The following is a 13,260-nucleotide window of genomic DNA, read 5'->3' as shown; positions in this document are numbered from 1 at the left end:
GCTATCCGGCGACATACGTCTCAGTGCCAGGCACTCTTTCACTATTTCGCTCTTTCACTCTTTCGTTAGTTTGCCTTAATGCAGGTTTCCTTTTCCGTTGCTTGGGTAGCAGCCTACATCTGTGCTTGGTGGGGTGATTTCCGTTGATCCGAAGTTCGCACTCACGGGCACAACCGCCATCGGTGTGAAACTGGTTGTGCCTTTGCCAATAGCGGGTGAGCTGGCTTGTAAACGGAAATTCCAGGTGCCAACAAAACTTACATCGGCCACTTTTTTGGTGGCAACGTAAGGCAGCGGGAAGTTTACGAACAGCGGATTGTTTTTCTGAACTACCGCCGATCCGTCATACGCCTGACCCAGTTTGTAGCCGGTTGGCAGGAAAGTGCTAGGGGCCGGAATATCGCTGGCCTGTGGCTTGGTCGTGAACAGGACCGGATAAATCTGGTTCGCCATTTTCAGCGAATCGACGTAGTTGTAGTTATTGCTGTATTTGATGTTGGCCGTATCGGCAACAACCAGGGCGTTACCGGCATAGTTTGCCGTTGCACCAACAATCCGTGGGCCGTATTTGTCGTTGATCATCAAGTTGTTATAAAAACCACCGCGTGAGCCTTCTTCAAAGTTGATCGAACCCCCACGACCATCGGCCGACCGGCGATACCCACTGTGAACGATGGTGTTGTTGTAGAACAGGAGGTTCGTTTGTGGCTGACCTGGTTTCTGACCGTTGTTGGAGCCTTTAGGGCCATTCGTTGCCGAGCCTATGATTAGGTTGTAGGCAAAATTCCCTACGGTGCCGCCTTTTACGTTCCAGGCTTCTCCACCCGTAAATCCACATTTTTCAAACGTATTCCGCATAACGTTGTACTTGCCACCAAAAGGCCGCATTGGATCATCGACCGCACCGTAGACCCATGAGTCTTCAAGTACCACGATGCCGTCGGAGTTGGCCGAAGAAAGAGTATAAGCAACTCCACCATTGGCAATGAACGATACGGGCGACGTAACTACCCGACCACCGCCAAACTCCAGGTGTGTCCATTTGATAATAATGTTTTTGAACGTTGTTTCGCCCAGAATACCGCCCCATAATCCAGAATAAGCCGGATCTTTGGTAACGTCGGCACCGAGTACATCCGTTTTGGTTGTCGTTGGAACCGTGAAATAAACGGGCTTATCCTGCGTGCCCAATGATAATAATGACCCTTTCACGATGAAACTCCATACGCCTTTGCCATCGAAGTGAATCTTGGCGCCGGGCTGGATTAACAGCGTATCGCCTTCGTTGATGAATACGTTGTCTGTAACCCGATACGTTGAATCGGCCAGAAGCGTGCCTTTGATAACCCCAGCCAGCGGTGTTTTGGTGCTGATAGCTGCCCCAACTTTAAACTGTGGAGCCGATACCACTACGTCTTCCTGCGACTTGTTACAACCCGTTAGCGTTGCCATGACTCCGGCAACAAGTAAAGAAGCCAGCGCATTGAGTTTGATTTGCATTTTCATTGATTTACTTGCTTGATTAAGAACTGATTATGAATAAATAATGTGTGTAGTCGTTCGCTTAGCGTTTGTAGCGAAAGCCAAGAATATAGCTTTGCTGAAACACGTCTTTCTGCACCAGAATCCGGTCGGTACGGGTTTGGTCAGGTAAATTGGTCAGGCTGTTGGGCTGTAAGATTTCGACGATAATAGGGTTGTTCAGCAGGTTCTGCAGCTTCACGAAAATTGAAAATCGGGAAGCACCCTGTTTCAGCCCAAAGCGCTTTTCGGCCGAAAAGTCCACTTGTGAGGTGCCGCGTTGCCAGTAGTCAAGTCCTAAGAATGGCGATACGATATTGATGCGCTTGCCCGTATACACCCAGGCCAGTTGAGCATCGAATCCAGTTTTTTGATTTTTATAGATCAGCGAGAGGTTGGCAATGTGATCGGACTGCCCCTGTAGAGGGCGCGTTTGGGTACCTTCTGTAGAGATAATACTTCCCGATGCATCGCGACTGTAAATCCGCTTCGTGGTAGTGATACTCGACTTGGTGAAGGTGTAGTTGCCTGATACACCCCAGTTGTTGAAAAACTTGGCAAATACCAGCTCGGCCCCAAAATTGGTCGCCGTGCCGAAGTTCAACGGTTGGTATACCGTGTTTACGTTGCTGACCACATTGAACCCGTATTCAATAGGGTTCTGGATATTCTTGTAAAAACCACCGATCAACAGTTGCTCGCTGCCACGGGAAAAGAATTCGTAGCGCAGGTCAACGTTATCGGCAACGGTATGTTTGACGTATGGATTACCTGATTCGGTGTAGAAATCTCCGGGAAAGTTGGCCGGTACGAGTTCAAAAAAGCCGGGTCGGCTGATACCCCGAAAATAGGAAAATCGTACATTTTCCCTTGCCGACAACATGTACTTGAGGTGCAGGCTTGGCAGAATATCCATGTACTGAATAGTGCCTGTTTTACCTGCGGAAGTAATTGGCAAGGCCGATAAATAAGTCTGGTTTGTGTTTTCAACCCGAACACCGCCAACAAACTGCCAACGATCGGCAAGGGTGACTTTGCCCTGTATATAACCCGCTGCAATTTGTTCTTTGGCCGTGTAATTATTGCCGTTGGCACTGTCAGACAACGCAGTTGAAATAGGCCGGAAAGAGAGTATAGCGTTATTGATGTTGGTATATACCTGCCGGTCGCCACCGGTTAGCACTGTGGCCAGCGAATAATCGTTGTAGAAATTCGCCCGGTCTTTATCGCGGTAAAGTCCACCCGCCGATACTTCAGCATTTGGAGCCAGCGTGTAGATAAAATTGACATAACCTGCCAGATCGCGGTCGCTGTTGTGCGTCCAGATATAACTTACCGAGTTGATGTATTCAGCTCCCCGAACCGGATTGCCGTTTATATCCGGCTCTACGCGGTAGGTAAGCCCAAACGAACCCCAACTGGGTGTTTGACTTTTCGCCTGCGAATAAACCGCCGACCAGTTTAGTTTTAGTTTGTCTGTCAGGTTATGGTCGCCCTGTAAGGTGCCGTTATAGACATTCTGACGCCGGAATACCGATCGCTCACTGGTGCTCACATCGCCGAATGCCGTAAGCTGATCGCCCAGAATGGTACGGTGCTGTTTGTCATCCAGGTTCATGTATAAGCCATAGAGACTTAGCTTGTTGTTGGCGTTAAATGCATAATCCAGTTTCAGATTCAGGCCCGTCCGGGCTAGCTCGTTGGAATTAAGCCGAGTATCTACTGAGTTGAAAATGGGGGTATTGGGTTTTGGATCGGGGCTTGGCTGCCCGTTGAGTCCCACAAATTTTGTAGTACTGCCCCGGTAGGTGTGCTGGTAGCTGCCGCCTAATAAGAAGCCAAGTTTATGGTTGAAAATCCGGTTACCAACCGACAGACTGAACAGGCCATTGACGGGTAGCGACACATTTTTGTAATTGAGCGATTGCCGGGAGAATTCTTCCGGTTGGGCATAGGTGGTGTTGCTCCCGGATACTTCCGACGGCGATTTGAAATTGATGCCTTTGGCACTAAACCCCGAAAAGGGCTGACTACTGAATAGTTGGCTATACCCACCCGATGCCGTAGCCGAGAGCACTAGATAATCGGGAGCCGAACGCATAATCATGTTCATCGACCCACCAATGGCGTCGCCTTCCATGTTAGGCGTAAGTGCTTTGACTACTTCCAGACGTTCGAGCAGATCGGCCGGGAAAATATCCATTGGCACGTAGCGATTTTTGTTGTCCGGGCTGGGAATTTTAATGCCGTTCACGAGCGTGTAATTATACCGACGCTCCATACCCCGAATGACGGCAAATTGCCCGTCGCCCGTGCTGTTTCGCACAATGGATACCCCCGATACACGCTGTAGTACGTTGGCAACCGTGATGTCGGGCAGGAGCGAAATCGCTTTGGCACCAATGATATTCAGGACGTTATCGGCCTGTTGCTCGGTTTTTCGGGTACTTACATCGCTTTCGCGGTCGGCATGACCCGTAATGATAACCTCGGTCAGATCGTGGCTCGATTCGGCCAGTGCAAAGTTGTGAATGACTACCCCTAACTCGTTACCAACCACAATAACTTTCTGGGTTTTCTGATAGCTGATGTACTGGGCTGTGAACGTGTAGGTTCCGGCCGGTACACCTTTGATTACGTAGTTGCCATCCAGTCCAACGGTGCCTCCGAATTTTGTATTTGCCAGCATTACGGTAGCGCCAATCAGTGGCTCTCCCGTACGAGCATCGGTAATTGTCCCTTTTAGTGTAGCAGCCTGAACCGTAAACGAGCCCAGCAGCAAGAATAAGTAAAGTGTGTATTTCATTCGTTTGAACGTAAATGGTAATCCGTACATCCAGTGGTACTTTCTCTGAAAAATGCCCGGTCTTAATGCTCCTCCACCAGACAGATAAAGGCAAAGCGTGGCCCTGCAAGCCTGAAATCAGGCTTTATAAAAAAAACTGTAATTCGAGTGAATGGAGATCTGTAAGTCGAACCGCCAAAGCACTTTCAAAAACCTTACAGCTCTGAGCGGTTACTGTTTTAGGGTTGGGCCGTAAACAAATACGCCAAACGTACCGGCAGCAGGAGTTTTTCCATCGGCCTGGTAGTCGGCACCGCTTAGGTATATACGATGGGTGGTTCCGCGGTGAACCAGCGTTTTACAGCCGGGTTTTGTCATTAGCGTCTGAACAATAGAATATTTATCGGGTGAGTCCTGATGTACAATCGTGACGTTGCCCTCGCCGTTCGAGGTCATGACTAATTTTAGCTCCTTGTCATACACGACAGCATCAACGCCCCCGCCAATAGGCAGCGTCTGAATAATTTTGCCCGTAGTCACATCCAGAATTACCAGCGTTTGGGGCTTTCGGCAGACGGAAAATAACCGGTTGTTTGCAACGTCGATTGTTAAGCCCGTTGGCACGCCGTTGGGTGCTAATGAGAATTTATTTTTGACTTTCAGCGTCTTCACGTCGATCTCAAAAATCTCGTTGGTATCTTCGTTATTGTTGAAAATACTGCCTTTTTCGTTCGAAACGGCGAATTCGGGTGCGCCACCCATCTCTACATTGCCAACGACTTTATCCGTTTGCGCGTCAATCACGACTGCGTTGCCACTGCCATTGTTGAAGACAAAAACCTGTTTTGTCCCTTTGTCGTACATAACGGCGTCCGGCTTTTTGCCCGTAATCGCTATGGTTTGCAGAACCTTGAAGGTATTGTAATCAAAAACCGTAACAGTATTGTCGGCACCATTGGTGATGTATCCTTTATTCAACTCCTTCGCCAGACCAATGCCGTGTACGCCTTTCAGCCCGGTAATCTCACCGATCTGTTTATCGGTCTTAAGGTCAATAATATGTACCCGGTCGAAGTGCGAAACAAAGAGTCGTTCACGTTCGCCGTCCATTTTCAGGTAATCCCATTTTCCCTCGCCAGTGGGAAGATTTATCTTTCTTTGGAACTGATACTGAGGAGGAGTTTGGGCGTGCGCCTTATTGAAACCGGAAAGAATAAATAGGATAAGTAGATAATGTCGCTTCTGCATAGCAATTCAGTTACGTAACTTTTTTTTGCAAAGCTAACTGACTGACTATTAGTAAAATGGCACTATCTTAGTTTTTACAGAAAGGTAATATTTACATTAAAACATTCTGGAGGAAATCTGAAGAATAGACGCCATTCTTTATTTCCTATATGACCCAAAGCGCAGTTTATCAGGCGAAAACATACGCTTTGGGCAATTGGGTCTCAAGGGAGGTCGAAAAAATCAAACAGGATGTGTTAATAAATTATGTATGAATTTAGCTGTATTGATTGGTATGTTCTTACTTTAAATCTTTCCCTGCAATATCCTCCCAGCGGTAGTAGTGAAACGTTTTTCCTTCCGACATCGTCACAAACAAGCCATGAGGGAATTGCTTGCCTAGGGGGACGTTCGTAACATCGGAACCATCACTAACCTGGGCGGCCACTTTTACCACTTTCAGCAATTTATAGTCATTCGGATTGCCCGCTTCTCCTTCTCGACGGAAGATGTGGAACTGATTGGCTCCCTGGTCTGAGACTAGTATGTACCCCGTTTTAGGCCCCGTTTTGTAAATGGAGATTCCTTCGTGGTCTTCCGAAAAGCCTGTTTTAGCGAATAGAGCCAACTCTTGATTACCTTTTGCAGGATCGGCGTAGTATTTACGTACACCTACCCCTTCGTCGGAGTAGTAGACATAGCCGAGTTCGTTATCGACGGCAATCGACTCGATTTCTTTCTTACCGCTATACATCCCGAACTTTCGTACCAGCGTAGCCTTTACCTGCCCATTTCCATTGTCTTCAAGTCGGTATTGGCCAATATAGGTACCATCGGTTGGGCCTGATTTCCGGCCGACCATCGCATACATGACACCAGATGCCGTCTTGTAAAGCGCTATACCCATCAGGTCCCGAAAACCAGCACTTGTATCGCCAACGAACATCTCAAGCCCGCCATTGTCAACGGGTTGCATATCGGGCAGCGAGAAAATACGAAGCTTGTGCGTAAACCGTTCGGTGGTTACGGCAATGTCGGTGGGTTTGCCGCCGAGCGTCAGGCCGTAGGCAATGTCTACATTGTTAGGCCGCTTGAGGTCATGAATTTCCTTAACGATCTTGCCCTGTAGATTGAAGACGTACAGGCCACCATCCTGGTCTTTATCGGTTCCAATAACCAGGCTTTTAGCCGGGTCGCTTGGATTGATCCAGATAGCCGGGTCGTCGGTATCATGCCGAACGGTGTCAGTAATATAAACAGGCTGAACAACGGCAGTCTGGCTTGTTTCGGGCGTTGTTGTCTGGGCGGCAGGCTTATGGCAAGCCGATAGGAAAACCAGCAGCAACGGAAGGTAAATTTTCATGTAGAAAAGTGGTAACACAGAGATTACAGAGAAAGACGGAGGTACACTGAGGTCTCTGTGAGCCTCCGTTTTTCTCTGTAATCTCTGTGTTATATTTTTTAAACTTAGTTCGTACCGAAGGCGCCAATGGTCGTTGACGGAGCAGGTGATTTGTAAAGTGTGCCGTTGGCAAACGAAATCCCATCAGCATACAGGCGGGTAAAGCTCGTTGTGCCTTTGCCAATAGCAGGCGAACCCGCTTGCAGGCGGAAATCCCAGGCCGTATTGAAGATCGCGTTTTTAGAATCGGTAGTCAGCGGATAGTTCACAAACTTCGGATCATTGTCGCCAACGGTTTTGCTGATAACATCGTTGGTACCGGTCAGAATTTCGGTGGTGGGCTGGAAACCCGTAACGCCATCCTGCGTAGCGCCGTAATAGAGATTGTTACTCACTTTGGTACGGGCATCTTCCGGATTTTTAGGGTCCCGTTTAACACCGAACCGGTCGTTGGCCAGCAGGTTATTGTATAACTCAGCCCGAACCGCTATTTCTACCCAAATCGAACCACCTTTGATGGTCGGCCTGCGCCAGCCTGCGTTCAGCACCGTGTTGTTATAAGCAATGACATAGGCTTGCGGTGTACGGTCGCCGGTGTTCGAGAGTTTTAACGCGTTTGTGTTGGGGCTATACACCAGGTTAAAAGCTACATCGGCCTGAACACCCGATTTAATGTTAATGGCATCGCCACCCGATACACCCTGCGTATAAATCTTGTTGTTGGCAATGATGACCTTGCCCCCTTCAATATAAAAACCATCTTCATTCTGGTTGTTCAACCGGCTGTTAACAATGACTAGTTTGCCATTTACGTTCGAGTAGTTGACGGCTGGAACGTGGTTACCCGCTGCCGCTTTGTATAGCCCCGCTTTTACCGAAGGTGAACTCTCAGTTGTTACTGCTCCGCCATATTCAATGATGGCGTTGTCGATCAGCAATTCGGCGCAGGTAGGGGCCGCAATAATGCCACCCCATAGGCTACCCCATTGGTTGGTGGCAGTTTTCCAGGCATCGGGTACCGTAAGTTTTACCGGATTCGCCGAGGTACCCATAATGTATAGGTTTCCTTTTACAATGAACTCAGGCTTTACCGTTGAGTCGCTGAAAATGACATTGACCCCTTCTTCGATCACTAAGGACTGGCTGGTGGGAACCTGCAAGTGTCCCGTAATTTTGTAGGTATTCCCTTTTGTCCAGGTGCCGGAAACATCGCCCGATACGGCTTCTTTCACAACGGGCGTCGGCGTAGGGGTTACCGCACTGGTATCGTCACTACTCTTGGAACAACCCACAAGCAGGGCAGCGGAGAAAGCGGCTAGAATAAGAACTTGTTTCATGGTAATTAATTGGTTAGTAATGATTTTCAAAGCTTATAACGTACCCCAAGCACATAGGAACGCTGGTAGAAATCGCGCCGGATAAGGGTCTTGCCCGAGAGGTCCTGATTCGGTACGTCGGAATTTTTACTACTGGCATTTTTGATGAATATCTCGGTGGGTGTATTCAGCAGGTTGTTGGCTTTGGCAAATAGGAGAAAACCCCGGCCTAGCCGCTTCTCCGCTGATGCATCCATCTGAATGAACCCTTTTTGGTAGAGGTCATTATCGACGAACTGCGAAACGGTGTTGATCCGTCCACCGGTGTAACTGGCTGCCAGTTGACTATCCCAGCCATGCGCGGCATCTTTGTAGAGCAACGATAGGTTGGCAACGTGAGCCGACTGCCCATAAAGTGCCCGCGTCTGATTAACGGTGATGGTTTGCAGATCGCCCTGGGCGTTGCGGATACGCTTCGATTTGGGCGTGGTAATGCTGGAGTTGGTATAGGTATAGTTTGCTTTTATACCCCACTGTCGGAAATATTTAATAGCATCTACCTCCAGCCCCAGGTTCGTTGCGTTGCCGAAGTTGCCCGGTCCATAATACAGATCCTGACCACGGATGGCATCTTTCTGAAGCGTATATTCAATTGGGTCCTGGATGTGTTTGTAGAACAGGCCAACCATAAACTGCTCCAGCGGACGAGGAAAAAACTCGTAACGCAGATCAACGTTATCGGCAATAGCCCGTTTCAGGTTCGGGTTGCCGCGCTCCTGGTATTCTTCATTGACAATCCGATAGGGAACAATCTCGAAAAAGCCGGGCCGGTTCAGCGACCGGAAATAAGACAGCCGCCAGTTGGTGCGCTCATCCGGCCGGTACCGAAAGTGCAGGCTCGGCAGCACATCCGTGTAAATCTGGCTACCCGTTGGGTTATCCTCACCAATCGGGAATTTCATTGCATACCCCTGATCGGTGTGCTCGATGCGGACACCACCGGTAATTTCGAGTGGTTGATCGGTAGTTCGGAATTGCAGATAGCCGGATGCCGTCTTCTCGGCTGCATCATAGTTCAGTGCCGAAGCGACCGAACCGAGCGGGTTTTGGATGTTCCAGGCAATCTGATTGTAGTCTGTAAAGTCGACGCCGTACTGGGCAAATGGATTGCTGGGCCGCAGGGTGTAATTGTTATAGAAATTAGTCCGCTGTTTGTCCCGGTAGAGGCCACCCGCCATCCATTCGACGGCTATGCCTGCCAGATTCGTTTTGAGTGTCAGATTCAGGTAACCGGCCAGATCCGTATCCGAATTATGCTCCCAACGGCGTTGGCCATCATTGACGGTTGTGCGTTGATCCACAAAGTTTTTGCGGATACCCAGCAACGGTATATAAGTCTGATCAGGCACTTCGTTGGTGGCCAGTGAATACACCGCCGACCAGTTGATCCCGAAAGCTGGCGTAAGTTGGTGTGTACCCTGAAGAGTGCTGGTATAGATTTTCTGCTTCGTCAGCCGCGAGCGGGTTTCGTAACCAAGGGTGGCATTACCCAGCACGGGGTCGAATCCTCCAATGCCCAGTTCGGTCGACCTGGTTTCCCGAATCTGCTGATTCTCCAGGCTGATAAGGGCATTGAACCACTGGATTTTGTTGTTTTCATTAAGGCGGTAATCCATTTTGGCATGGAGACCGTAGCGCGTTTGATGCTCCGAATACTGCCGTTCGCTTTGTTTGGTGAGGGTTATTCCGCGCAGCGTATCGACCACGTCGCCATTGAAAAACAGGCTGTTGCTACCGCGGAATGTATTTTGCAAACTGCCCGCCAGCATGATCCCAAATCGCCGGTCGAAGAATCGGTTACCTACGGCAAAACTGCCGAGTAAGTTTGGGGGTGGAGCCTGGCTGGTGTAGGTGGTTGAGGCTTTGTTGAAATCGGAAAATTTAGCGCTGTACTGGCTACCAAACTGCTCGTAAGGCGACTGCGAATTGACGTGCTTCGCATCGAAACTTACAAACGGCCGGTTGAAAAACAGCTCGCTATAACCGCTTGAGATATTCGCCAGAACCGTCATCCGGTCGGGGGCATCTTTCATGACCATATTAATGGCTCCCCCAACAGCATCGCCCTCCATACTCGGTGTCAGGGCTTTATAGACTTCCAGTCGATCCAGAAGTTCGGCCGGGAAAATGTCGAGTGGAACGTAGCGATAGCGGTTGTCGGGGCTGGGAATTTTTACACCATTGACGAGCGTGTAGTTGTAGCGTTTGTCCATGCCTCGCAGAATGGCGTACTGCCCGTCGCCGTTGCTGTTCCGCTCGATGGAAATGCCCGATACGCGCTGGATGACATTCGCAACGGTTAAATCGGGGGAGAGTTCGATGGTTCGGCCAGATACGATGTTGGTTACCTGGAGGGCATTCCGTTCGAGGTCGCGGGCTGTACGGTCGCTGCTCCCATCACGTCTGGCTTTCACCGTCACTTCGGTAAGCTGACGATCATTTTCAGGCTCCATGGGTAACTCCAGCGTAATGATCTGCTCGGGATTTGTTACCTCAATGTCGCGGCTTAGCGTTTTGTACGAGACGTAGCTAGCCCGGATTTTATAGCTGCCTACGGGTACATTTTTTATCAGGTAGGAGCCATCTAATCCCGATACCGCATACAGTTTACTGTTTTCCAGAAGGAGTGTGGCCCCAATAACGGGCTGACCCGTTGTGACATCAATAGCTCGCCCCCGGATGGTACCCGCCCAGGTTCTGGAGACAAGAAGCAGGCAAACGATTATCAGTACTAGTCGGTTCATACGGTTTGCGAATGGCAATGACAACGTGGCCTATCCAAGGCCATTGTCGTTGATGACGCAAAGGTGGGGGGGAGTGAAGGTGCCCGGCAAATTTTAACCGTGAACAGAAAGGCAACATGCTGATTATAACCGTATGCAGAAAAGCAACAAGTAGATTATTTTTGAATTATCCTGCTGATATTCAGTGCTTTATTGAGGGGGATAATAGCCATTATGTTATTGTTACCAAACTGTTTCCTAATTGTGAAGCCCAACCGAAGGAGTCAAATCAGACTGATTTCCGGGGAGGGCATCGGCTGAAGAGGGAACCGTTGAATGTAGGCCGATAGTGATTCCCCTTCCGAAAGGCCAATCTTTTTGCGAAGACGGTATCGGGAAACCCGCAGGCTATCCGACGAAATACCGAGTAAGGTAGCCATGTCGGCAGAACTGATATTTATTTTAAGTAAAGCAATCTGACGCAGGTCTGTGGCGGTTAAGTCGGGAAACTGTTGGGTCAGCTGCGTAAAGAAATAGGGGTGCACCTGATCGAAAATTGTTCTGAAATCGTCCCAGTGTTTATCCTGGCTGAAGTTCAGGCTGATCTTATCCACCAATTGTTTGATCTGCTTTTTCTGATCGCGTTTATCGTCTTTCAGTATGGCAGTCAAATCTTCTTTCAGCTCTTCGAGTACCTGATTTTTCTGAATAATTTGCAGCGTATGGGTCGTAAGTTCCTTATGCTTTAATTCGAGTTGTCCTTTCAGGTTTTCTTCTTCCAGTTGCTGGTTCTTTAATTCAACCTGCATCAATGCGTTCTGGGTCTGAAAGATCTGCTGGTTTTGCTGATTAAGGGCCTGTTCATTCCGGATTTTCAGCCGCTGCCGACTAATGATGACGGCTCCAAGAATGCCAATCAATACCAATACAATACTGGTCGCCAGAATAATAATGAAGTCGATTCGTTTTTGGGCGTTCAACTGTACGATTTCCTTGTCTTTCCGCTCCACCTCATACAGCGTTTGCAACAAGGCAATCTGCCGGGTGTTTTCAGTCGCATAGATTGCATCGACTAAATCGCGACTTCGTTCCAGATAATTATAGGCGCTATCGGGCTGGCTCAGTAGTCTGTACGTCTTGGCTATGTCGCGGAGGGCCGCACTTAGTTGGTACTTTTCGCCCAGTCGAGTGGCCCGTTGCATGGCTTCACGTGAGTGACTTAGCCCCTTTTGGTAGCGGCCTGTTTTTCGGTAGACATCGCCCAGATTATTGATAATTTCGATTTGCGCGATTTCATCACGGGTCTGCTGACTGAGGGTTAGTGCTTTCTGGTAATATGAGTAAGCCGAGTCGTACCGGGCTTCATCTTCGAAAATACTGCCCAGATTCTCGTAAATTTTAGCCAGGCTAGCTACGTCATTTGCCGCCAGACAATTTGTGAGGGCAAGCTTCTGATACTGGTAAGCCTGTTTGGGGTCGTGTCGTTTTTCGTAGATGTGCCCAATGTTTGCATACGTTTGGGCCAGGCCCTGTGCATCATGGCTTTTGATGTAGAACGCTAAGGCTTCGTTAAACTGAGTAAGTGCTCCATCGGCCTGCTCATTGTAATAATAAACGGTGCCAAGTTCATTGCGGTTGCGGGCAAGGCGATTGCCATCATTCGTGCTGATGAAAATTTTCTGTGCCTGCAGCAGATAGTTTATAGCCTGTGCGTAGCTGCCCTGATGATAGAACAGAAGCCCTATTTGCTGCAGACAATCGCCCTCGGTCAGCTTATCGCTCTGGCTGATAGCTTTATCGAGCCTAACCTTGACTAGCCGGTAAGCTGAATCGGGATACTGACGGGATAATTGTTCTGTATTAACAGGTGCCTGCGCTTTGGCTACTATAGCAGAACAACTAACGATCCACACGATTAAACTTAAAAACCTTAATCGTGAACGCAGGTAGCAAGCAGGTAGGGAGAAAGCAGCGAAAGCATAAATAGGATGCATCCTGTATGGATTGATCTAACTCGTAAAATTAGCGGGTATCCCGCAGGATACAGTATGAAGTTTTTGTTATCAAGTGTGATACTATTCCAGTCTGATAACGCACTAAAAACCAGTTACTTGTCGTGTCTCTTTAATTACGAACTCAATCAGTCTGCTGACAAATTAAAAAAGGGATCGCCTATCAACCTTTGGCCTAGCATACGGTAATCAGTTGCATAAGGGAAACGACTGA

The 13,260-nt window shown here is 48.8% G+C and carries 7 protein-coding genes; all 7 read right to left on the bottom strand.

Going from position 1 to position 13,260, the window contains the following annotated elements:
- Positions 1 to 75: 75 nt before the first annotated feature.
- The gene (locus tag CWM47_RS01220; protein ID WP_100985985.1) at positions 76 to 1,506 is read right to left on the bottom strand and encodes a hypothetical protein; all 1,431 of its coding nucleotides are present in this window, start codon (positions 1,504 to 1,506) and stop codon (positions 76 to 78) included.
- 58 nt (positions 1,507 to 1,564) lie between these two features.
- On the bottom strand, positions 1,565 to 4,327 hold the full coding sequence (locus CWM47_RS01215; RefSeq protein ID WP_100985984.1) for a TonB-dependent receptor: 2,763 nt from the start codon (positions 4,325 to 4,327) through the stop codon (positions 1,565 to 1,567).
- A 210-nt stretch (positions 4,328 to 4,537) separates the two neighbouring features.
- Positions 4,538 to 5,554 carry a YncE family protein gene (locus tag CWM47_RS01210; RefSeq protein WP_100985983.1) on the bottom strand — a complete coding sequence of 339 codons (1,017 nt, stop codon included), beginning with the start codon at positions 5,552 to 5,554 and terminating at the stop codon, positions 4,538 to 4,540.
- Between the two features lie 280 nt (positions 5,555 to 5,834).
- Entirely contained in the window at positions 5,835 to 6,896 is a 1,062-nt protein-coding gene (locus tag CWM47_RS01205) for a phytase (RefSeq protein WP_100985982.1), read from the bottom strand.
- A gap of 104 nt (positions 6,897 to 7,000) precedes the next feature.
- On the bottom strand, positions 7,001 to 8,272 hold the full coding sequence (locus tag CWM47_RS01200; protein ID WP_100985981.1) for a hypothetical protein: 1,272 nt from the start codon (positions 8,270 to 8,272) through the stop codon (positions 7,001 to 7,003).
- Between the two features lie 26 nt (positions 8,273 to 8,298).
- Positions 8,299 to 11,055, bottom strand: a complete 2,757-nt coding sequence (locus CWM47_RS01195) for a TonB-dependent receptor (protein ID WP_100985980.1) — start codon at positions 11,053 to 11,055, stop codon at positions 8,299 to 8,301.
- Between the two features lie 263 nt (positions 11,056 to 11,318).
- Entirely contained in the window at positions 11,319 to 13,028 is a 1,710-nt protein-coding gene (locus CWM47_RS01190; protein WP_100985979.1) for a tetratricopeptide repeat protein, read from the bottom strand.
- Positions 13,029 to 13,260 lie beyond the last annotated feature (232 nt).

Source organism: Spirosoma pollinicola, assembly GCF_002831565.1.
GTDB classification, from domain to species: Bacteria; Bacteroidota; Bacteroidia; order Cytophagales; family Spirosomataceae; genus Spirosoma; species Spirosoma pollinicola.
The sequence above is the reverse complement of the archived record's forward strand: the minus strand, read 5'-3'. Positions and strand labels throughout refer to the sequence as shown.